This is a genomic window from Sorangiineae bacterium MSr11954 (genome assembly GCA_037157815.1).
GTDB lineage: Bacteria > Myxococcota_A > Polyangia > Polyangiales > Polyangiaceae > Pendulispora > Pendulispora albinea.
Genome location: CP089984.1, coordinates 4,931,451 through 4,955,699 on the forward strand (window position 1 = coordinate 4,931,451; position 24,249 = coordinate 4,955,699).

The following is a 24,249-nucleotide window of genomic DNA, read 5'->3' on the forward strand; positions in this document are numbered from 1 at the left end:
GCATGCCGGAATCGTCCGATGGCAATCGCATCGCGATCGTGGGGATGTCCGGGCGGTTTCCGCGCTCCCCCGATCTCGATGCGTTCTGGAAGAACCTCCGCGACGGGGTCGAGCTCATCTCGTTCTACACCGACGACGAGCTCCTCGCGCGCGGGGTGGCGCCCGAGCTCGTGCGCGATCCCTCGTTCGTCAAGGCCGCGTCCACCCTCGAGGGCATCGACGCGTTCGACGCGGCGTTCTTCGGCTTTCTGCCGCGCGCGGCCGAGATCATGGATCCGCAGCACCGCCTCCTGATGGAGTGCGCGTGGGAGACCCTCGAGGACTCCGGCTACGACACCGCGCGCGATGCGCGGCTGGTCGGCCTCTACGCGGGGGCCGCCATGAACGGCTACTTGATCTTCCACCTGGTGGGCAACCCCGCGGCCACCTCGGCGGGCTATGTGGCGCTGCAGCTCGCGAACGACAAGGACTACATGCCCTCGCGCATCTCGTACGCGCTCGATTTGCGCGGACCGAGCTGCCTGGTGCAGAGCGCGTGCTCCACCTCGCTGGCGGCCATCCACATCGCTTGCCAGAGCCTCTTGAACCACGAGTGCGACATGGCGCTGGCCGGCGGGGTGGCGGGGCTGGTGCACAACCGCTTTGGCTACCAGCACGTGCCCGGCGGCATCTTTTCGCCCGATGGGCACTGCCGCTCCTTCGACGCGGACGGGCAGGGCACCATCTTCGGGAGCGGCCTCGGGATGGTCGCGCTCAAGCGCCTCGAGGACGCTCGCGCCGACGGCGACACCATCCGCGCGGTGATCCTCGGCTCGGCGGTCAACAACGATGGCTCCAGCAAGGTCGGCTACACGGCGCCGTCGGTGGACGGGCAGGCCGAGGTGATCGCGGAGGCGCTGGCCAACGCCGGCGTGCCGGCCGACACCATCTCCTACGTCGAGGGGCACGGCACCGCGACCCAGCTCGGCGATCCCATCGAGGTGCAGGCGCTCACCAAAGCGTTCCGCGCGTCGACCGACAAGCGGCGCTTCTGCGCGCTCGGCTCGGTGAAGTCGAACCTCGGGCACCTGGATGCGGCGGCGGGGGTGACCGGCGTCGTGAAGACGGTGCTCGCGCTCGCGCACCGGCAGATCCCGCCGAGCCTGCACTTCCGGGCGCCGAATCCGCGGGTCGATTGGGAGCACGGTCCGTTCTTCGTCAACACCCAGCTCGCGGAGTGGCCCAGGGGAAATACCCCGCGTCGCGCCGGGGTGAGCTCGTTCGGCATCGGGGGCACCAACGCCCACGTCATCCTGGAGGAGGCGCCCGAGCCCGCGCCGGCGGCACCCTCGGCGCCCCACCAGCTCGTGCTCCTCTCGGCCCGCACGGAGGCCGCCCTCGATGCGATGACGGTGCGGCTGGCCGATCATCTGGAGGCTCACCCCGAGCTCGTGCTCGCAGACGTGGCGCACACCTTGCGAATCGGGCGGCGAACGTTCAGCGAGCGGCGCGCCTTCGTCGTTCGCGATCGCGACGATGCCATCCAGGTGCTTCGCGCGCGCGATCCGAATCGCATGGTTGGCGCGCGCCAGGAGCAGCAGGATCGGCCGGTCGTCTTCTTGTTTCCGGGGCAGGGGAGCCAGCACCCGAACATGGGGCGGGAGCTCTACGAGCACGAGCCGGTCTTCCGCAAACAGATCGAGCGGTGCGCCGCGCGTCTCTTGCCCCTCTTGGGGCGCGATTTGCGCGAGCTCCTCTATCCGCACCATCCGCAGGCGGAACGGGCCGAGGGCGCGGCGCGGGAGCTCGCCGAGACCCGGTTTGCGCAGCCCGCGCTGTTCGCGGTGGAGTTTGCGATGGCGCGCCTCTGGCGATCGTGGGGGCTCGAGCCGCGGGCCATGCTCGGCCATAGCTTGGGGGAGTATGTGGCGGCGTGCGTGGCGGGGGTGCTGTCGCTCGACGATGCCCTCGCGCTGGTCGCCGCGCGCGGACGGCTGATGCAAGCCATCCCGGCGGGGGCGATGCTCGCGGTGCCGCTGCCGGCGCCCGAGGTGAAGGCGGCGCTCGTCGATGGGCTCTCTCTGGCCGCGATCAATGGCCCCGCGAACTGCGTGGTCTCGGGCCCGACGGAGTCGGTCGATGCCCTGGCGCGGAGCCTCGCCGAGCAGCGTGGGGTGCGTTGCCGGCGGCTCGCGGTGTCGCATGCGTTTCACTCGTCGATGCTGGAGCCGATGATGGCGCCGTTCGCCGAGGCGCTCGCGAAGGTGACGTTCAACGCGCCAAAGGTCCGCTGGGTCTCCAACCTGACCGGCACCTGGATCACCGAGGACGAGGCGCGATCGCCGGCCTACTGGCTGGCGCACCTGCGTCAGCCGGTGCGCTTTTCGGAGGGGCTCGCGGAGGTGATGCGCGATCCCAACGGGGTGCTCTTGGAGGTCGGCCCCGGGCAGACCCTCAGCGGCCTCGCGCGCCGTCACCCTGCGTTTGGCGCCGAGCACTCGATGGTGGCCTCGAGCCGCCACGTCGAGGATCCGGGCTCCGAGCGCGCGCACTGGCTGGAGACCGCCGGGCGCATGTGGATCGCGGGCGTGACGTTCGACTGGCTCTCGGCCTCGGGGAAGCAAGGCCGCCGTCGCGTGCCGCTCCCGACGTATCCGTTCGAGCGCACGCGGCACTGGATCGATGCGGTTAGCTCCGCGTGGGCGTTGCCCAAGGGTGCAGCAGCCTCGGATGCGCCGGCCGCGGCGCCGGTCGTACCGGAGGTCTTGCCCGCGGCCGTACCGACTCCTGCGGTCGTACCGGAGGTCTTACCCGCGGTCGTACCGCACCTTGCGCCTGCTGCGCACCTTACACCTGCTGCGCACCTTGCGCCCGAGGCGAACGTGCCGGCGGGCGCCATCGAGGCGCTGATGACCGAGCAATTGCGGGTTTTGTCGCTGCAAATCGACGTTTTGCGAAGAGGTCACTCCTGATGACGAGCCACGTGACGAACAACGGGGCGGGCGCCACCGTCTCCATCCTGAAGGACATCTTCAGCGGGATGTCCGGCATCGCGCCCAGCGCCATCGCGGCCGACGCTTCGTTCCTCGAGCTGGGCGCCGACTCGCTCTTGATGGTTCAAGCCAGCCAGGCCATCCAAGACACCTTCCAGGTCGCCATCCCGGTGCGCTTCATCATCGAGGACAATCCGACCATCGTCTCCCTCGCGGACTTCATCGATCGCGAGCTCGCCAAGGTCGCGCCGCCCGCCGCGGCACCGGCTTCGCCCGTCGCGCCGGCGCCGGCGGCACCTGCGGTGCGCGCTCCGGCCGCACCTGCGACCGCGGCGCCGGCGGCATCTGCGGCAAGTGCTCCGGCTCCGGCGCCGCCCGCCGCGCGCGTCCTCGCGGATACTGCGCTGCCCGCCGATGCCATGCAGGCGCTCTTCGCCCGCCAGCTCCAGATCCTCACCGAGCAGCTCGAGCTGCTGCGCGATACCGCTGGCGCGCCCGCCCGCACCGCTCGCAACGGGACGCGACCGGCGATCCGGCCTGCGGCCCCCGCACCGGAGCTCCTCGTGCCCACGGCCGACGCGCCCCTGGCACCCGCGCCCACGGCCGACGCGCCCCTGGCACCTGCGCCATCGGTCGCGGCACCTCCGATTCCGGCGCCCTCGGCCACAGCATCTCCGAGCCCCGCGCCCGCGGCACCGGCGGCGTCCATCGCGATCGCCGCGGCGCCCGCGGTCGTCTCGGGGCAGCTCACCGCCCGCCAAGAAACGCATCTCGAGGCGCTCGCGGCGCGGTACGGCGCGCGCACGGTGGGGTCCAAGCGGCTTGCGCAGCGGGATCGCGCGACCCTCGCCGATAGCAACCGGGTCGTCGGGTTCCGGCCTTTCTGGAAGGAGATGGTCTACCTCCTGGCGCTCGAGCGCGGCGAAGGCGCCCGGGTCTGGGACATCGACGGGAACGAATATGTCGACTGGGCCATGGGCTTTGGCGCCCTGCTGTTCGGCCATAGCCCCGACTTCATCGTCTCGGCGCTCGCGCGGCAGACCGAGCGCGGCCTGCTCATCGGCGGCGAGTCGCCGCGGGTGGGCGACTGCGCGCGGTTGCTCTGCGAGCTCACCGGCTCGGAGCGCGCGACCTTTTGCAACTCCGGCACCGAGGCGGTGATGGGCGCCATCCGCTTGGCCCGCACGGTCACCGGGCGCGAGACGGTGGCGTTCTTCACCGGCTCCTACCATGGCTGGTCCAACGAAATTCTGGCGCGCCCGGTGCGCTCGACCGACGGCCAGCACCGCTCCACCGCCGCCGCTCCTGGCGTACCCCAGGGCGCCGCCCGCGACGCGCTGGTCCTGGAGTACGGCTCGCCCGAGGCGCTGGACGTGATCCGCGCGCGCGCCGGGGAGCTCGCCGCCGTGCTGGTGGAGCCGGTGCAGAGCCGCCGCCCCGACCTCGTGCCCGTCGAATTTTTGCGCGAGCTGCGCGCCATCACCGAGCAGGCGGGGTGCGCGCTCATCTTCGACGAGGTGGTGACGGGCTTCCGCGTGCACCCCCGCGGCTGCCAAGGCCTCTTCGACGTGCGCCCCGATCTCACGACCTACGGCAAGGCGCTGGGCGGCGGATTGCCCGTGGCCGCGATCGCCGGAAAGGCGCGCTACCTCGACGCCATCGACGGCGGCCGCTGGAAGTTCGGCGACGGCTCGTACCCGCAGGCCGAACGCACCTTCTTGACCGGCACCTACCACAAGCACCCGCTCCACTTCGAGGCGGTGTGGGCGACGCTCCTTCACCTTCGGAGCGAGGGCCCCGAGCTCCAGGAGCGCCTCAACGCGCGCACCGCCGCGCTGGCCGATTCGCTCAACCGCTGGTTCGACGCTCAGGGCGTGGCGATCCGCACGGTGTCCTTCGGCTCGCTCTTCCGCTTCGTCTTTCCGCGCGAGATCCCCTACGCGGAGATCTTCCTCTTCCAGATGATGGAGCAGGGGGTCTACCTGCGCGGCACCGGGAACAACTTCCTCTCCACCGCCCACACCGAGGAGCAGATCCTCCACTTCGAGGCCGCGGTACACGCCTCGATCGAAGAGATGATCGAAGGCGGATTCATCCCCGTGCCCGCGACCCGCACGGCCCCTCAGGCGCATGTGCGCCCGCGCATGCCGCCCATCCCCACCACCTCGGCGCAGCGCGATCTCTGGGTCGCGTCGCAGATCAGCGAGCAGGCCAAGCAAGCGTACAACGAGTCGATGGCGCTCCATCTGGAGGGTGAGCTCGACCGCGCCGCGCTGGAGCGCGCGCTCCAGGACCTGGTCGCGCGCCACGAGATCTTGCGCGCGCGCTTCAACGACGACGGTACCGCCCAGGAGATCGCGCCCGCGCTCACCCTCGACGTGCCGTTCACCGATGCCGGCGAGGCATGGTCGGGCGCCTCGGACGAGGCTGGGATCGCCGCATGGCAGAAGGCCGAGGCGGCGCGCCCCTTCGATCTGGCGCGCGGTCCGCTGGTGCGCGCGGCGCTGCTCCGCAAGGACGCGCGGCGCCATGTGTTGGTCTTGACCCTTCATCACCTCGTCACCGACGGCTGGTCCAACGCGGCGCTGGTCGAGGAGCTCGCGCAGCTCTACGCGGTCGCGCGATCGGGGGGAGCACCGCCGCCGCGGCCCGCCATGGGCTTCCGCGACTACGTGGCGTGGCTCGCGGAGGTGGCCCGGAGCCCCGAGGCGAAGGCCGCCCAGCGCTACTGGCTCGCGCGCTTCGACGGCGAGCTCCCGGTGCTCGATCTGCCGTACGATCGCCCGCGTCCGCCCGCGCGGCGCTTTGCCGGCGCCGTGGAGCGGCTCATCCTCGACGAGGCGCTTCTGCGCGATCTGACCCGCACCGGCGGCAAGCACGGCGCGACCTTGTTCGCGACCTTGCTCGCGGCGTTCAAGTGCCTGTTGCATCGGCTCTCGGGCCAGCGCGATCTGGTGGTCGGCATCGTCACCGCCGGGCAGGCCGCCGCGGGGGTGCAGAACCTGGTGGGCTATTGCGTCAACCTGCTGCCGATCCGCACGCAGCTCGAGGGCGATCCGCCCTTCGTGCAGTACCTCGCCCGGGTGCGGCAGGCGCTCCTCGAGGCGCTCGATCACCCGCAGATCCCGTTTGGCCGGATTTTGGAGGCGCTGAACCCACCGCGCGATCCGGGCCGCCCGCCGCTGGTCAATGTCGTCTTCAACATGGACCGCAAGCCCCCCGAGGGCCCGCGCCTGCTCGACATCGCCGCCGCGGTGACCCCGAACCACGCCGGCACCAGCAAGTACGATCTGACGGTCAACGTCACCCAGAGCCCCCACGAGCTGGTCGTCGACGTCGAATACGACCGCGATCTGTTCGATGCGACCACCGTGCGCCGCTGGCTCGAACACTTCCGGACCTTGCTCGGCGCGATCGCCGCGCGCCCGGACGGCCGCATCTCGACCCTCCCGCTCCTCACGGCGGAGGCCGAGCGCCGCATCGCCTACGGGTGGAACGACACGGCGGCGAGCTACGAGGGGCCAAGGTTCATCCACGCGTGGATCGCCGAGCAGGCCGCGCGCACTCCGGACGCCGTGGCGGTGGTCTTCGAGGACCAGAGCTTGACGTACCAAGAGCTCGATGCGCGCGCCAACCAACTTGCGCACGCACTGCGCGCGCGCGGGGTCGGACCCGAGGTGCTCGTGGGCGTCTCCATGGAGCGCTCGCTGGAGCTGGTGATCGCGCTCGTGGGCATCCTGAAAGCGGGCGGCGCGTATGTGCCGCTCGATCCGAGCTACCCGGCGGAGCGGCTTCGCTACCTGACGGAGGACGCCAAGGTGCGCTTGGTGCTCGGCAAGGCCGAGGTGCTTGCGTCGGTGGACCAACCGGCGCACGCGCCAGAGGTCGCGCTGAGCCCGCAGAACGCGGCGTACATGATCTATACGTCGGGCTCGACGGGCAACCCCAAGGGCGCGATCAACAGCCACGAGGCGATCCGCAACCGGCTGGCGTGGATGCAAGCGCAGTATGGGTTGCAGCCCGGGGAAGGGGTCCTCCAGAAGACGCCATTCAGCTTCGACGTGTCCGTGTGGGAGTTCTTCTGGCCGCTGATGGTCGGGGCGCGGCTGGTGGTCGCGCGGCCCGAGGGGCACAAGGAGCTCGACTACCTGGTCGACGTCATGGCGAAGCACGCGATCACCACGGTGCACTTCGTGCCGTCGATGCTGCAGGTATTTTTGAGCTATCCCCGCGCGGGGTCGTGCGCGCGGCATTTGCGGCGGGTGATCGCCAGCGGCGAGGCGCTGGGCGCGGAGCAGGTGCGGCGCTTTGGCGAGGTGCTGCCCGGGGTGGCGCTGCACAACCTGTACGGCCCCACCGAGGCGGCGGTGGACGTGACGCACGCTACGTGCGATCCCGGGTCCACCGGAGGGCCGGTGCCCATCGGCAAACCGGTCGCGAATACGCAGATCTACCTGCTCGATGCGCAGCTTCGCCCGGTGCCCGTGGGGGTGGCGGGGGACTTGTACATCGGCGGTGTGCAGGTGGGGCGCGGCTACCACGGGCGCGCGGCGCTCACGGCGGAGCGGTTCATCCCCGATCCGTTCACGAAGGCACCGGGGCGGCGCCTTTACAAATCCGGAGATGTCGCGCGGTACTTGCCGGACGGCACGATCGAGTACCTGGGCCGGAGCGATGCGCAGGTTAAATTGCGCGGGTTTCGGATCGAGCTCGGGGAGATCGAGGCGGCGCTGCTCGCGCTGCCGGCCGTGCGCGAGGCCGCGGTGCTCCTGCGCGAAGACACGCCCGGCGCTCCGCGCCTCGTCGCCTACCTGGCGCCCGTGCGGCGCGAGCTCGCCGAGGGCGGCGACGGCGCGTTCCTCGTCGAAGCGCGGCGCGCGCTCGAAGAACGCCTCCCGGCCTTCATGGTCCCCACGGCGTTCGTCGTCCTCGACGCGCTGCCCATCACCCCCAACGGCAAGCTCGATCGCCGCGCGCTTGCCGCGCCAGAGATCGGCGCCGCCGCGCGCAAGGTGGAGCGCGCGGAGCCGCGCTCGGACGCCGAGAGGACGCTTGGATCCATCTGGAGCGATGTGCTGGGCGTCGGCCCCATTGGCCTCGACGACAACTTCTTCGATCTGGGCGGCAACTCGATCCGCGGCATCCAGGTCGTCGGCCTCGCGAAGGCGCGCGGGCTGCTCTTTTCGCTCCAGGATCTCTTTCTGCACCAGACCCTCCGCGAGCTCGGGGGCGCGCTGCAGGAGGTCTCGGCGCGGGCGATCGCCGCGCGCCGGGCGGCGCCGTTCGAGCAGGTGGCCGCCGAGGATCGGGCCAAGCTGCCCGAGGGCGTGGTGGACGCTTATCCGCTCACCTTGCTGCAGGCGGGCATGTTCTTCCACATGCGGCTCAACCCCGAGGAGAACGTCTACCACAACGTCAACAGCATCCACCTGCGCCTCCCGTTCGATCGCGAGAAGATGCAGCGGGCGATCCTGCGCGTGGTCGAGCGCCACCCGATGCTGCGCACCACCTTCGACCTCGACACGTTCCGCGAGCCGCTGCAGCTCGTGAGCGCGCGCGCGCACCTGCCGCTCGAGGTGGTGGACATCCGTCACGTGACGGAGGCCGAGCAAGCGCAGGCCGTCCGCGACTACGTCGAGGCGGAGGAGACGCGTCGCTTCGATTTTCACGCGCTGCCGCTCCTGCGATTTTGCGTTCACGTGCGCACGAGCGAGACCTTGCAGCTCACGATCACCGACTTCCACCCGATCATCGACGGCTGGGCGCTGGCGACGTTGCTCGCCGAGATGTTCACGCACTACGCGTCGCTCCTCGCGGATGGGCGGCTGGCGGTCGAGGCGCAGCTCGATCCGACCTTCGCGGACTATGTGGCCGAGGAGCGCGCCATCCTGGCCTCCGAGCCCGCGCGCGCCTTTTGGAGCGAGACCCTGCGCGGCGCCAGCTTGCTCACCCTCCCGCGGTGGACGGCGGCGGCCCGGCGGCCCGGCGCGCTGCGCATGGAGTCATGGTACGAGGTGTTCCCGGCCGAGCTGACGGCGCGCCTGCACGCCGCGGAGAAGCGCATGGGCGTTCCGCTCAAGGCGATCCTGATGGCGGCGCACGTGAAGGTGATGGGGGTCACGTCGGGCAAGCGCGACGTGGTCACCGGCTTGGTGGCGGATGCGCGGCTCGAGGAGGCGGGCGGTGAGCGGGTGCTCGGCCTCTTCCTCAACACGCTACCTCTGCGCCTCGAGCTCGCGGACGGCACATGGACCGATCTCGCGCGCCGGGCGCACCAGACCATGGTGCAGATGATCCCCCACCGGCGCTATCCTCTGGCCGCGCTCCAGCGGGAGGCGGGGGGCGCGCTCTTCGAGACGGCGTTCAACTTCATCGACTTCTACAACCTCGAGGCCATCTCACGGTCGGGCATCGCGGAGATCCTGGAGTCGTCGCACGCCATCAACTACACGCACTACACGCTGGAGGCGAACTTCATCAAGGACTCCGACAAGGGGACCCTGGCGCTGCGCCTCGATCACGATCGCAACCAGGTGTGCGCCGAGCAAATCGAGAGCATCGCCCGCACCTACCTGGCAACCCTGGAGCAGATCGTGCGCGATCCGTCCGCGCGGCACGACCACGCGCCCCTGCTCACCCGGGAGGCCGAGCGCCGCATCGCCTACGGGTGGAACGATACGGCGGCGAGCTACGAGGGGCCAAGGTTCATCCACGCGTGGATCGCCGAGCAGGCCGCGCGCACTCCGGACGCCGTGGCGGTGGTCTTCGAGAACCAGAGCTTGACGTACCAAGAGCTCGATGCGCGCGCCAACCAACTTGCGCACGCACTGCGCGCGCGCGGGGTCGGACCCGAGGTGCTCGTGGGCGTCTCCATGGAGCGCTCGCTGGAGCTGGTGATCGCGCTCGTGGGCATCCTGAAAGCGGGCGGCGCGTATGTGCCGCTCGACCCGAGCTACCCGGCGGAGCGGCTTCGCTACCTGACGGAGGACGCCAAGGTGCGCTTGGTGCTCGGCAAGGCCGAGGTGCTTGCGTCGGTGGACCAACCGGCGCACGCGCCAGAGGTCGCGCTGAGCCCGCAGAACGCGGCGTACATGATCTATACGTCGGGCTCGACGGGCAACCCCAAGGGCGCGATCAACAGCCACGAGGCGATCCGCAACCGGCTGGCGTGGATGCAAGCGCAGTATGGGTTGCAGCCCGGGGAAGGGGTCCTCCAGAAGACGCCATTCAGCTTCGACGTGTCCGTGTGGGAGTTCTTCTGGCCGCTGATGGTCGGGGCGCGGCTGGTGGTGGCGCGGCCCGAGGGGCACAAGCACCTCGATTACCTCGTGGAGGTGATCGCGAAGCAGGCGATCACCACGGTGCACTTCGTGCCGTCGATGCTGCAGGTATTTTTGAGCTATCCCCGCGCGGGGTCGTGCGCGCGGCATTTGCGGCGGGTGATCGCCAGCGGCGAGGCGCTGGGCGCGGAGCAGGTGCGGCGCTTTGGCGAGGTGCTGCCCGGGGTGGCGCTGCACAACCTGTACGGCCCCACCGAGGCGGCGGTGGACGTGACGCACGCTACGTGCGATCCCGGGTCCACCGGAGGGCTGGTGCCCATCGGCAAACCGGTCGCGAATACGCAGATCTACCTGCTCGATGCGCAGCTTCACCCGGTGCCCGTGGGGGTGGCGGGGGACTTGTACATCGGCGGTGTGCAGGTGGGGCGCGGCTACCATGGGCGCGCGGCGCTCACGGCGGAGCGGTTCATCCCCGATCCGTTCGCGAAGGCACCGGGGCGGCGCCTTTACAAATCCGGAGATGTCGCGCGGCACTTGCCGGACGGCACGATCGAGTACCTGGGCCGGAGCGATGCGCAGGTTAAATTGCGCGGGTTTCGGATCGAGCTCGGGGAGATCGAGGCGGCGCTGCTCGCGCTGCCGGCCGTGCGCGAGGCCGCGGTGCTCCTGCGCGAAGACGCCCCGGGCGGTCCGTGCTTGGTCGGTTATGTGGTGCCGGCGCCCGAGGCGCTCGCGGAGGCCGGCGAGAGCACGTTCCTCGCCGAAGCGCGGCGCGCGCTCGAAGAACGCCTCCCGGCCTTCATGGTCCCCACGGCGTTCGTCGTCCTCGATGCGCTGCCCATCACCCCCAACGGCAAGCTCGACCGCCGCGCCCTGCCGGCCCTCGAAACCCAAGGGGACGGCGCGCCGGTGTACGAAGCCCCGAGCACGGAGATCGAGCGCACCTTGGCGGCGCAGTGGCAACGCCTGCTCGGGTGCGAGGCCGTGGGGCGAGGGGACGACTTCTTTGCGCGGGGCGGCCATTCGCTCTCGGCGATGCAGGCCGTCTCGCGCGCCAGCGCCGCGTTCGACGTCGAGCTCTCGCTCCAGACGCTCTTCGAGGCGCCGACCCTCGCGGGCTTCGCCGAGCGCATCGCGCGCACCTGGAGCGCGAGCCCAGCGCGCGATCGGACGGCCGCCATCGTACGGGTCGCGCGCGATGGAGACCTGCCGCTCTCGTACGCGCAGCAGCGGCTTTGGTTCCTCGACCAGCTCGAGCCGGACAGCGCGGCGTACGTCATGCCGGGCGCGCTGCGCGTCCGCGGGGCGCTCGACGTCGAGACCTTGCGCCGCGCGTTCGGCGACGTGGTGCGGCGGCACGAGATTTTGCGCACCACCTTCGTATCGCGCGGGGACCAGCCGGTGCAGGTGATCGCGCCGGAGATCGACGGGGCGCTCCCGGTCGAGGATCTCTCGGCGCTCGATGCCGCGGCGCGCGAGCAGGCGATGCGCCGCCATATCGAAGGCGACGCGGGGCGCTCGTTCGACCTGCGCCGCGGGCCGCTCTTGCGCACGCGGCTCCTCCGCCTCGCGCCCGAGGAACATGTGCTCCTCGTCACGATGCACCACATCGTGTCCGACGGCTGGTCGCTCGGCGTGCTGGCGACGGAGCTGGGCGCGCTCTACGACGCGCGCATGAACGCGACGGAGAAGACCTCGACATTGCCCGAGCTGCCCGTTCAATATGCGGACTTTGCGGTCTGGCAGCGCGCGTACTTGAACGAGGCCCGGCTCGCGCACCATCTGGCCTATTGGAGAGAGCAGCTCGCGCACGTAGCGCCTCTGGCGCTCCCCACGGACCACGCGCGCGCCGTCGCGCCGGCCTACCGCGGCGCGCGGATCGACGTGGCACTGTCGGAGGAGACCACGCGCGCCCTGAAACGGCTGTGCGACGGGCAGGGCGTGACCCTGTTCATGGGCCTGATGGCGGCGTTCCAAGTGCTGCTCCATCGCTACAGCGGGCAAGACGACATCTGCGTGGGCACCCCCATCGCCAATCGGTCGCGCGCCGAGCTGGAGCCGCTCATCGGCCTCTTCGTCAACACCTTGGCGATCCGCGGCGATCTGTCGGGGGCGCCGACCTTCCTCGAGCTCCTCGCGCGCACCCGCCAGGTCGCGCTCGCGGCTTATGCGCATCAGGACGCGCCGTTCGAGAAGGTCGTCGACGCGGCGGGCGCGGCGCGGGATCTGTCACGAAACCCGCTCTTCCAAGCGATGTTCGTGCTCCAGAACGAGCCTGTCCCCCTCGACACGGGCGATCTGCACGTGGAGATCCTGGATAGCCCGCCTGCGACCGCGCAGTTCGATTTGTCCCTGACCCTCACCGATCACGGTCCTACGCTCGCGGGCGGGTGGGACTACGATCGCGATCTCTTCGACCGCGCCACCATGGAGCGCATGGCCGCGTGCTTCGAGGTGCTGCTCGGCGCCATCGTCGAGCGCCCCGATCGCCGCATCGGCGCGCTCCCGATGCTCAGCTCGAAGGAGCGCGCGGCGTGGCTCGAAGCACAGCGCCGCATCCCCGACGAGACCATCCACGTCCTCGACGAGGCGATGGAGCCCGTGCCCGATGGCGTCGTTGGCCACGTCTACACCGGCATCGCCGGCGTGCGTCTGCATCGCACCGGTAAGTACGCTCGATCCCTGCCGGGTGGCGATCTCGCGTACGTCGACCGCAACCCGCCCGCGGCGGCCGGCACCGCCGCGGTTTCCACGCCCGCGCTCGAGGCGCCCGCGACCGAGGCCGAGCGCGCGATCGCCGCGCAGTGGCAAGAGCTGCTCGGGCGCAAGGAGATCGGCCGGGCGAGCGGCTTCTTCGCGCTCGGCGGCCACTCGCTCTCCGCGATCCAGGCCATCGCACGGGTCAACACGGTGTTTGGCGTGGAGGTGCCCCTGCGCGCTTTGTTCGAGCGACCCACCCTCGCGGGCTTTGCGGATTTGGTGGCGACCTTGGTGACGGACGCGCCGCGCGAGGCGGAGCGCGTCCCGGGCGAGGCCCGCATCCCCAAGGCTCGCCGGGATGCGCGCATCCCGCTCTCCTTTGCGCAGCAGCAGCTCTGGTTCATCGACCAGCTCGAGCCGAGCTCCCTCTACAATCTGACCGCCGTCCTCGAGCTCCAGGGTCCGCTCGACGTGCCCGCGCTCCAGCGCGCATGCGACGCCATCGTGCAGCGTCACGAGGTGCTGCGGACCACCTTCCACCAGGAGCGGGGGATCCCTTACCAGCGCGTTCACGATCCGGCGGGCCTCCCGATTGCGCACGTCGATCTCAGCCTGCTCTCGGAGGAGGCGCGCACCCGTGAGACCGAGCGGCTCGCGGCCGACGCCGCGTCGCGTCCGTTCGATCTCGCGGCCGGGCCGCTGGTGCGGGTGCTCTTGGTGCGACGCCACGAAGATGCCCACGTGCTGGTGCTCGGCATGCATCATATCGTCTCCGACGGCTGGTCGCTCGGCCGGGTGGTGCAGGAGCTCGGCGCGCTCTATCCAGCCTTCGTGCAAGGCAGGCCGTCGCCGCTGCCCGAGCTGCCCCTCCAGTTCGCCGACTACGCCGTCTGGCAGCGCGCGTACATGGCGGGCCCCCGCCTCGAGGAGCACCTGGCGTACTTCCGCCGCGCGCTCGAGGGAGTCCCGGTGTTGAACCTGGCGACCGACTTTCCCCGTCCGAAGACGCGCAGCCACCGCGGCGCGGCGCTGAGCTTCGCGCTGGATCGCGCGCTCTCCGATGCGGTGAACGCGCTCGCGCGTCGCGAGGGGGCGACGCTCTTCATGGTGCTCCTGGCGGCGTTCGAGATCGTCCTCGGCCGTCATGCCGGGCAAGACGACTTCGCGGTCGGCGTGCCGGTGGCCGGGCGCAGCCGCGCGGAGATCGAGCCGCTCATCGGCGACTTCGTGAACCTCGTGCCCATCCGCGCCTCCCTCGGCGGCGCCCCTACGTTCGTGGAGCTCGTCGCGCGGATCCGCGAGGCGAGCCTCGAGGCGTTCCAGCACCAAGACGTGCCCTTCGATCGCCTGGTCTCCGAGCTGGTCACGGTCCGCGATCCCGCGCGCCCGCCGCTGGTCCAAGCCGTGCTCGTCCTGCAGAACGAACCGATGCCGGCGCTCGATCTGGGCGGGCTCACCGTGCGCCCCATCGACGCGCCCCACGCGACGGCCAAGTTCGATTTGTCGATGTCGTTCGCCGAGACCGCCGCCGATGGCCTGCAGGTCCGGGTCGAGTACAGCACGGACCTCTTCGAAGAGCGCACCGCCCGGCGCATGTTCGAGCACCTGCGCGCGCTCCTCGAGGATGCCGTGGCGCGCCCCACCGCGCGCATCGAGGTGCAAAAGGCCCCGTGCCTTCACGATCTCTTCGCGCAGCGCGCCGCCGAGCGCCCCGATGCGCCGGCGATCCGATACGAGCGAACGACGCTGACCTACCGCGAGCTCGACGCGCGCGCCAACCAGCTCGCGCACCTGCTGCGCGCGCGCGGCGTGGGGCCGGAGGTCACGGTGGGGCTTTGCATCGAGCGATCCATCGAGATGGTGATCGCGGTGCTGGGGATCCTCAAGGCCGGCGGCGCGTATGTGCCGCTCGATCCGAGCTCGCCCCCCGAACGCCTCGCGTTCATCCTGAACGACATTCGAGCGCGGGTGGTCATCACGCAGGAGAGCTTGCGCGCGCAGGTGGCGTCGGGCGGTGCAGAGACCCTGTGCATCGACCGGGACGCGGCGCTCCTCGAGCCGTACCCCCATACGGCGCCTGCGAGCGAGGCCACCCCGGCGACCTTGGCATATGTCATCTACACCTCGGGCTCCACCGGTCAGCCCAAGGGGGTGGAGATCACCCACGCCAACGTGTTGCGGCTCTTCACCTCCACCCAGGCGTGGTTCCATTTCGACGAGCGCGACGTGTGGACGCTCTTTCACTCCATCGCCTTCGACTTCTCCGTGTGGGAGCTCTGGGGCGCGCTGCTCCACGGCGGGCGCCTGGTGGTCGTGCCCTACTGGGTCAGCCGCTCGCCCGACGCGTTCTACCAATTGCTCCGCGACGAGCAGATCACCGTGCTCAACCAGACGCCCTCCGCGTTCCGGCAGCTGGTGCACACCGAGCGGCTCGCTCCGTTGCCGGTGGAGTCCCTGGCGCTTCGATGGGTCGTCTTCGGCGGCGAGGCGCTCGATCTTCTTAGCCTGCGCCCGTGGATCGAGCGCCACGGGGATCAGAGGCCGCGCCTGGTCAACATGTACGGCATCACCGAGACCACCGTGCACGTCACCTACCGCCCCATCACCGCGGACGACGTGCAGCGCGCCCCCGGGAGCGTCATCGGCGCGCCCATCCCCGATCTCTCGTTTTACATCCTCGACGCGAACATGAAGCCGGTCCCGGCGGGGGTCACCGGCGAGATCTACGTGGGCGGCGCGGGCGTCGCGCGCGGATATGCGGGGCGGCCCGAGCTGACCTCGTCGCGCTTCGTTCCCGACCCGTTCGATCCCCGGCCGGGCGCGCGCCTCTATCGCTCCGGCGATCTCGCGCGCTACCTCCCCGACGGCGACGTCGCGTACATCGGGCGCAGCGATCACCAGGTCAAGATCCGTGGCTTCCGCATCGAGCTCGGCGAGATCGAGGCCGCGATCGCCCAGAGCCCGCGGGTGCGCGAGAGCGCGGTGCTGGCGTTCGGCTCGAACGAGGGCGACGCACGCTTGGTCGCCTATGTGGTGCCGCACCAGCCGCGTGATCCGCAGGATCCTGCGCTCACGGCCGACGAGCTCGGGACCCTGCTCGCCGGCAAGCTGCCCGCGTACATGGTGCCTTCGGCCTTCGTGCTGATGGATGCGCTTCCCTTGACCGGCAACGGCAAGCTCGATCGCCGTGCGCTGGCGCCGCCCGAAACGGTGGGCGCGGGCGCGCTGCTCGATCAGGCGCCCGCGGGCGACATCGAACGGGCGCTGGCCGCGCAGTGGCAGGAGCTCTTGGGGTGCCGCGAGGTCGGCCGCCACGACGATTTTTTCAAGCTAGGAGGCCACTCGCTCTTCGCGGTCCAGGCCATCGCCCGGGTCGAAGCGGCGTTCGGTGTGCAAGTACCGCTGCGGAGCTTGTTCGAGCAGCCCACCCTCGCCGCCTTTGCGACCTTGATCGCCGAGGCGGGCGGTGTCTACGACCCCGATCACGATCCACACGAAGCGCCCGCGAGCGCGGACCTCGAGCAAGGTGTGCTGTGAACGACGCCGAGCTGCTCGATCACGTCCACGCCTTGGGCGGTAAGCTCTGGCTCGACGGCGACGCCGTCCGCTACAGCGCGCCCCGCGGCAGTCTGCTGCCCGAGCTGATGCAGGCCCTGCGCACCCGCAAGGACGGCATCCGCGATCTCCTGCGCGCCCGCGGGTCGGCCCGCGCGGCGGCGACGGTGCGCGACGTCCAGGCGATCCCCCGTGCCCCCCGGGGCCGGCGCATCCCCTTGTCGTTCGCCCAGCATCAGCTCTGGTTCATCGATCAGCTCGAACCGGGGCCCCTCTACAACGTGGTCATCGCCCTGCGCCTGAAAGGCCGGCTCGACGTCGCGGCGCTCGAGCGGGCCTGCGACACGATCGCGGCGCGGCACGAGTCGCTCCGCACCACCTTTCCGCACGAGCGACGCGTTCCCTATCAGCACATTCACGAGGCCGCGGGCCTGCCGATCGCGCAGGTGGACCTCTCCGCGCTGCCCGAGGATGCCCGCGAGCGCGAGGCCGAGCGCCTCCTCGCCGAGGAGAGCGCGCGTCCCTTCGATCTCGCGAAGGGGCCTCTGGTGCGGGTGCTTCGGATCCAGCTCGGCGAGGACGAGCACGCGCTCGTCTTGGGCATGCACCACATCATCTCCGACGGCTGGTCGCTGGGCGTCCTGGTGCGGGAGCTCGGGGCGCTCTACCCGGCGTTCGCGCGCGGCGCGAGCTCGCCGTTGCCCGAGCTGCCCATCCAGTTCGCGGACTATGCGATCTGGCAGCGGGCCTACATGGCCGGCGCGCGCCTCGAGGAGCACCTCGCGTACTTCCGGGAGGCCCTGCGCGACGTGCCGCCCCTCGAGCTCGCGACCGACTTCCCCCGGCCCGCGGCGATGCGCCACCGCGGGGGCGAGCTGCGCTCCACCATCGACCGCGCGCTCGCGGACGCCTCGAACGGGCTCGCGCGGCGCGAAGGGGCCACGCTCTTCATGGTGCTCCTGTCGGTGTTCCAGGTCCTCCTCGGGCGCCGCAGTGGGCAGGACGATTTCGCGGTGGGCGTGCCCGTCGCGGGGCGCGGCCGCACGGAGATCGAGCCGCTCATCGGCGACTTCGTCAACCTCATGCCCATCCGGTCCGCGCTGCGCGGCGCGCCATCGTTCCGCGGGCTCGTCGCGCGGGTTCGGGAGGCGACCCTGGAGGCGTTCCAGCGGCAGGACGTGCCCTTCGCGCGCCTGGTGGAGGAGCTGGTCCCGACCCGCGATCCGTCGCGGCCGCCGCTCGTTCAAGCGGTGCTGGTCCTGCAGAACGATCCGCTGCCCTCGCTCGACATGGACGGCCTCTCGGTCCGCCGGATGGCGCTGCCTCGAAAGACGGCCAAGTTCGATCTCCTCTTCGCGGTCACCGAGACCGCGGAGGGCCTCGACGTGGGCGTCGAGTACAGCCAGGATCTCTTCGCGCCCGAGACCGTGCAGCGCCTGCTCGAGCACTTCCGCGCGCTCCTCGCCGATGCCACGTCGCGCCCCGACGAGCCCCTCGGCGTGCTCGCGCCGGCCTTCGCCCTCCCCGAGCCCTCGAGGCCAGCGCCCGAGGAGCACGACCCCCGCCGCACCCGCGACGGGGGCGAGCTCCAGGCCGAACGGGGCCGGGCCGCCCCGCCGCGCCGCGAGCTGCGCGCGACGCTCTTGCCGCGCGATCCGCTGGAGCTCACCCTGGCGGAGATCTGGGAAGATCTGCTCGGCGTGCGCCCCATCGGCGTGCACGACGACTTCTTCGCGCGCGGCGGCCACTCGCTCAGCGCGATGACCATGCTCGCGCGCATCGAGCAGCGCATCGGACGCTCGCTCTCGTCCGCCGAGCTCGTTCGCCATACCACCATCGAGGCCTTGGCGGGCGCGCTGCGCGAGGAGGCCGGGGGCGCGGGTGCGCCGTCCGCGCTGGTCACCCTCGAGGCGCGCGGCAAAGAGCCGGCGCTCTACTGCGTGCACGCCGTCGGTGGCTCGGCGCTGTCGTATCTGCCGCTCGCCCGCGCGCTCGGCGCCGAGCGTCCCATCCACGCGTTCAACGCCCGAGGGCGCGACGACGACGGCGAGCCCATCGACGATGTGGACACCATGGCCGAGCACTACGCGTCGCTGCTCGCCGCGCACGCGCCCGACGCGCCGGTCTGGCTGCTCGCATGGTCGTTCGGGGGCGTGGTCGCCGTGGCGATGGCGCGCAAGCTCGAGGCCGCGAAGGTGCCGGTCGCCGGCGTCATCCTGCTCGACAGCCGGCTCCCCGGTCACGGGGACGAGGGACCGGGCGATCTCGCGTGCCGCGTTCTCTTCGCCCGCGAGCACGCCCTCGCGCTGACCCTCGAGGACATGGCGTCGCTCGAGGGGCCCGGCGGCGACGAAGCCCTGGCCGCCCGTGCGCGCGCGCAGGGGGTTCTGCCCGCAAAGGGCGCGCACGCGCAGGTGACGCGCGCGCTCCGGGTCTACGCGGCCAACCTGCGCGCCTTTGCCGCGCACCGCGCGAAGCCGACGGCGGCGACGATCGCCCTGGTGCGCCCCGAGGAGCTCGGCGACGGCGGCCCGCCCTTGGCCGCGGACCCCACCGGCGGATGGAACGCGCTCGCGCGCGCCCCGGTGGCCGTCCGGGTGGCGCCGGGCGATCACTTTTCCATGCTCCGCCCCCCGCACGTGGCCCGCCTCGCGGCGATCGTGCGCGAGCTGGTGACGGGCGCCGGGGAGATCCGCCGCGCGCCATGATCCCGACGGGTGAAGCTCCGGGTCGCAAGCTCGCGGTGTTCGTGATCATCTGGTTCGGCCAGGTGATCTCGTCCCTCGGCTCGGCGATCACCAGCTTTGCGTTCGGCGTGTGGCTCTTCGAGCGCCACCGATCCATCACCGAGTTCGGCGTGTACTCCTTCTGCTCGGTGGTGCCCCTGGTGGTCGTCTCGCCGTTCGTGGGGCCGCTGGTCGATCGGTGGAACCGGCGCACCGCGATGCTGGTGGCGAACACGGTCGCGGCGGCGGCGTCGTTCGCGCTGTGGCTTCTGTTCGTCTCCGAGCACCTGCGCCCTTGGCACGTGTTCGCGGTGGCCGCGATCAACGCCGCCATGCGCGGGCTCCAGTGGCCTGCGTACTCCGCGTCGACCACCGTGCTGGTGCCCGAGGAGCACTACGGGCGCGCGGCCGGCATGATCAGCGTGGGGGAGGGGATCTCCCAGATCGCGGCCCCCCTCGCGGCCGGCGCCCTCTTGGGCGTGATGCCGCTCGGGACCTTGGTGCTCCTCGACGGCACCTCGTTCCTCGTCGCCATCGTGACGCTTTTGGCGGTTCGCATCCCGCACCCGGTCTCCAAGGAGCGCGCCGGCGGAGGCGAGACATTCCTTCGGCGCATGTCGTTCGGGTGGCGCTACTTGCGCGCGCGGCCCGGCCTCTTGACCCTCCAGCTCTTTCTCACCGCGGTGAACCTCACGGAGAACCTGGTGGTGGTCTTGATCGCGCCCCTGGTCCTCTCCTTCGCCGATCGGGCGACGCTCGGCCGCGTGCTGACCGTGGGCGGCCTGGGCGTCTTGAGCGGCGCCGTCGCCATGAGCCTGTGGGGTGGACCGCGGCGGCGCGTCCGCTCGGTGCTCGTCCTGTTCGCGATCCGCGCGGGGGTGCTCTTTCTGGCTGCCCTGCGGTTCGACGCCGTGCTCATCGCGGGCGCGGCCTTCGTGTTTTTGGCGTGCATGCAGCTCGGCATCGGCACCTTGCAATCGGTGTGGCTGAAGAAGGTGCCCCCGGCGATGCAGGGCCGTGTCTTTGCGCTGCGCCAGATGATCGCGACCTCCATGGTGCCCGTCGCGTACCTGATCGCCGGCCCGCTCGCCGACCGCATCTTCGAGCCGCTCATGGCCGCGGACGGCCTCCTCGCGGCGAGCGCGGGCCGCTGGCTCGGCGTGGGCCCCGGGCGCGGCATCGCGCTCTTGTTCGTGGTGCTCGGCGCGCTGAACCTCGCGCTGATCGCCGCCGCCTCGCTCCTGCCACGCCTGGTGAACGTCGAGACCGAGCTGCCCGACGCCTCCGCCGACGATCCGCCCACGGCAGCCATCTCCGCCCCCCAACCTTCGCGTGTTTGATCCGCCATGACGATCCCCTCCACCTTGACCGAGCTGCTCCTCACCCGCGCCTCGCAGCAGCCGCACGATGGCGCCTACACCTTTCTCACCGACGGCGAGGAGGCCGAAGAGCGGCTCACCTACGGCGAGCTCGGACGGCGCGCGCGCGCGATCGCCGGGATGCTCCAGCGCGCGGGGGCCCGCGGCGAGCCGGTGCTCCTGCTCTTCGCGCCGGGCCTCGACTACGTGGCGGCGTTCTTGGGGTGCGTGTGCGCGGGGGCCATCGCGGTGCCCGCCTATCCGCCCGATCCATCGAGGCTCGCGCGCACCTTGCCGCGCTTGACCGCGCTGGTGGCCGACGCGCGCGCGCGCTTCGCGCTCACCACCGGCTTGATCCGCGGGCTGTTCGAGGCGATGGCGTCCGCCGAGCTCTTGCCGGTCACCTGGCTCACGGTCGAAGACGCCGGCGAGGCGGAGCGCGAGGCTTGGCGCGATCCCGGCGCGGGGCCCGACGACGTGGCCTTCTTGCAGTACACCTCCGGCTCCACCGGCAATCCGCGCGGCGTCATCCTCAGCCACCAAAACCTGCTTCACAACTCCACCGCCATCCAGCGCTGCTTCGAGTCCAACACCGAGAGCCGCGGGGTCATCTGGCTGCCGCCTTACCACGACATGGGCCTCATCGGCGGCGTGCTGCAGCCGCTCTACGGGGGCTTTCCGGTGGTGTTGATGTCGCCTTTGGCGTTCCTGACGCGCCCTCTGCGCTGGCTCCGGGCGATCGCGCGCCACCGCGGCACCATCAGCGGCGGGCCGAACTTCGCCTACGATCTATGCGTGCGCAAGAGCACGCCCGAGGAGCGCGCGGCGCTGGATCTGCGCTCGTGGGAGCTCGCGTTCAACGGGGCCGAGCCGATTCACCCCGAGACCCTGGAGCGCTTCGCCGCCGCCTTCGAGCCGTCGGGCTTCCGGCGCGAGGCGTTCTATCCCTGCTACGGGCTCGCCGAGGGCACGCTCATCGCGTCGGGCGGGCGCAAGGGCGCGGGCGCGGTGGTGCGCGAGGACGGCAAATCCCGGCTGGTCGGCTGCGGGGAGAGCATCGCGGGGCAGGAGCTCCGGGTGGTCGATCCCGAGCGCCTCGTTCCGGTCGCGGGGGGCGAGGTCGGCGAGATCTGGCTGCGCGGCCCCAGCGTGGCCCGCGGCTATTGGCGGCGCGACGAGGAGACCCACGCGTCCTTCGGCGCGGTGCTCCCGGACGATCCGCGCCCTTATCTGCGCACCGGCGATTTGGGCTTCATGGCGGACGGTGAGCTGTTCGTGAACGGGCGCATCAAGGATCTGGTGATCCTGCGCGGCCGAAACCTTTACCCGCAGGACATCGAACGCACCGCGGTCGCGTGCCACCCTGCGCTGCGCCCCGGCTGCGCGGCGGCGTTCTCGGTCGCGGGCGACGGCGAAGAGCAGCTGGTGGTGGTGCTGGAGGCAGATCCGGCCAAGGCGACCGATCCCGCCGCCATCCTCGACCGCGTGCGCCGCCAGATCGCCGAGCAGCACGAGGTGCAGGCCCGCGCCATCGTGCTGCTCGCGCCGGGCGCCGTACCGAAGACGTCCAGCGGCAAGGTTCAGCGGCGGGCGTGCCGCGCGCAGTACCTCGACGGCGACTTCGCGGCGCTCGCCGAAAGCGTGCTCCGTCCGGCCACGGCGTCTTCGGCGCAGGGCGCGCCTTCGGGCGAGGCGGCGGTTCTGCGCTCGGGCGGTACTGGGGCTGCGCCTTCGGGCCGGACGGAGGTCGTGCCCTCCGGCGAGACGGGTGGCGCGTTCTCACGCGAAATGGAGGTCGTGCCCTCCGGCGAGACGGGTGGCGCGCTCTCACGCGAAATGGAGGTCGTGCCCTCCGGCGAGACGGAGGTCATGCCTTCGCGCGAGGCGCTCTTGGCCGTCGACGGCGAAGCGCGGGCTGCAGCATTGCTCGGGCCACTGCGGGCCTGGATCGCCGGCGTGCTGGGCACCGCGGGTGACGCCATCGATGTGGAGCGGCCGCTCACCGCGTACGGCCTCGACTCGATCATGGCCGTGGAGCTCGCGGGCCGCATTCACGAGCAGCTGGGCACCCCGGTGCCGATGGCGCTCTTGCTCGAGGACACGGGCGCCGCGAGGCTCGCCGCGCACGTCGCGGCCGCCCTCGACGGGCGCGCCGTCGACGATGTGTCGGCGGGCGCGATCGACCCCAACGACGTGCCGCTGTCGCTCGAGCAAGAGCGCCTCTTGTTTCTGGAGCAGCTCGCCGGCGCTAGCGCCGGGTACAACATCGCGGTGGCGGTGTTTCTCGAGGGCCCCCTCGACCGCGCGGCGCTCGCGCAGAGCCTCACCACCATCGTAACCCGCCACGCGGTGCTCCGCGTCCGCTACCCGCGGAAGAATGGACGCATCGTCCCGATCCTCGCCCCGCCCGGCGCGCCGGCCGCGCTCATTTTCGACGATGGCGCAGGCGCAAGCACGGGCGCAGACGCGAGCACGCGCACAGGCGCAGACGCGAGCACGCGCACAGACGCCGACGCGATCGAGCCCGAGGACGCCGTGCTGCGGCGCGCCACCGAGGAGGCGCGACGCCCGTTCGACCTGGAGCGCGATCCCGTCCTGCGCGCGCGCTGCTACCGCGCAGGACCGAACAAACACCTCGTGACCATCGTGATCCACCACGTGGCCGCCGACGGCTGGTCGATGGGGATCCTGGTGCGCGAGCTGTCGGCCTGCTACGCGGCGTTCGCGTCCGGCCGAGCACCGGATCTTCCGCCGATCTCCGTGCACTATGCCGATTTTGCGGCGCAGCAGCGGCGCTGGCTCGATTCCAACGCGTTGGAGACCGCGCTCGTATACTGGAAGCGCCAGCTCGCCGGGGCGCCGGCGCTCTGCGAGCTGCCGGCCGATCGCGCCCGGCCGCCGGTGCGGGCGTTCGCCGGCGCGCGCCACCCCTTTGCGCTGGGCGCATCCGACGCCGCTTCGCTCCAGCGCCTCGGCGCGACCTCCGGGGCCACGCTGTACATGGTGCTCTTGGCGGGCTTCTTTGCGCTGCTTCACCAGCGCACGGGGCGCGACGATCTGGTGGTGGGCACCGATGTCGCCGGACGCGAGCACCCCGAGGCGCAGCGCCTGATCGGACTGTTCGTAAACCAGCTGGTCCTGCGCGCGAACCTGGCGGGCGATCCGACCTTTCGCGCATTGGTGGATCGGGTGCGGGCGCTCTCCCTCGAAGCCTACGCCCACCAGCGGCTGCCCTTCGGCACCTTGGTCGAGGCCCTGCGGCCCCCGCGCGATCCAAGCTACAACCCGCTCTTTCAGATCATGTTCGTCCTCGAGAACGCGCCGGTACCCGAGCTCGCGCTCCCGGATCTGCGCGCGCGGACCCTCGAGCTCGACGACGGCGGCGCCCCGTTCGACCTGTCCGTCCTGCTCACCGAGCACGGAGGCGAGCTGCGGGGCGTCCTTCGCTACGACACCGCCCTCTTCGACCCAGCCACCATCGCCGCGCTGGGCGACGACTACGCGGCGCTCCTCACGGCGGCCGGCGCCCGGCCCGATCTCACGCTCTCCGAGCTCGCCGGGCGGGTCCGCGCACACTCTGTCCGGCGCCGCGAGGCCGCCGCGCGCGCCGCCCAATCGTCCCGCCTCGAACGCTTCCGCAACCTTCGCAAGGTCTGAG

General features: G+C 71.3%; 5 protein-coding genes. All 5 read left to right on the top strand.

The features are described 5' to 3' along the window. Positions 1 to 2: 2 nt before the first annotated feature. Genes LZC94_19405 through LZC94_19425 form a run of 5 tightly spaced genes read left to right on the top strand, consistent with a single transcriptional unit; the run spans position 3 to position 24,248 of the window. Positions 3 to 2,951: a type I polyketide synthase gene (locus LZC94_19405; protein WXB19384.1), complete on the top strand. Its 2,949-nt coding sequence runs from the start codon at positions 3 to 5 to the stop codon at positions 2,949 to 2,951. After that, a complete protein-coding gene (locus tag LZC94_19410) occupies positions 2,951 to 16,489 on the top strand; it encodes an amino acid adenylation domain-containing protein (GenBank protein ID WXB19385.1) in 13,539 nt (4,512 codons plus the stop codon). Before LZC94_19405 ends, LZC94_19410 begins: the two co-directional genes overlap by 1 nt. Then, positions 16,486 to 19,215: an alpha/beta fold hydrolase gene (locus LZC94_19415; GenBank protein ID WXB19386.1), complete on the top strand. Its 2,730-nt coding sequence runs from the start codon at positions 16,486 to 16,488 to the stop codon at positions 19,213 to 19,215. The genes LZC94_19410 and LZC94_19415 overlap by 4 nt, the downstream gene beginning before the upstream one ends. Beyond that, positions 19,212 to 20,573 (top strand): MFS transporter, encoded by a 1,362-nt coding sequence (locus LZC94_19420; GenBank protein WXB19387.1) that lies wholly within the window; start codon positions 19,212 to 19,214, stop codon positions 20,571 to 20,573. The genes LZC94_19415 and LZC94_19420 overlap by 4 nt, the downstream gene beginning before the upstream one ends. Positions 20,574 to 20,579: 6 nt before the next feature. Next, a complete protein-coding gene (locus LZC94_19425; protein ID WXB19388.1) occupies positions 20,580 to 24,248 on the top strand; it encodes a condensation domain-containing protein in 3,669 nt (1,222 codons plus the stop codon). Position 24,249 lies beyond the last annotated feature (1 nt).

What these genes read in the sequence shown, in the direction of transcription:
- LZC94_19410 (WXB19385.1), top strand. Translation starts at nt 2,951, where the DNA reads ATGACGAGCCACGTGACGAACAACGGGGCGGGCGCCACCGTCTCCATC.
- LZC94_19425 (WXB19388.1), top strand. Translation starts at nt 20,580, where the DNA reads ATGACGATCCCCTCCACCTTGACCGAGCTGCTCCTCACCCGCGCCTCG.
- LZC94_19420 (WXB19387.1), top strand. Translation starts at nt 19,212, where the DNA reads ATGATCCCGACGGGTGAAGCTCCGGGTCGCAAGCTCGCGGTGTTCGTG.
- LZC94_19405 (WXB19384.1), top strand. Translation starts at nt 3, where the DNA reads ATGCCGGAATCGTCCGATGGCAATCGCATCGCGATCGTGGGGATGTCC.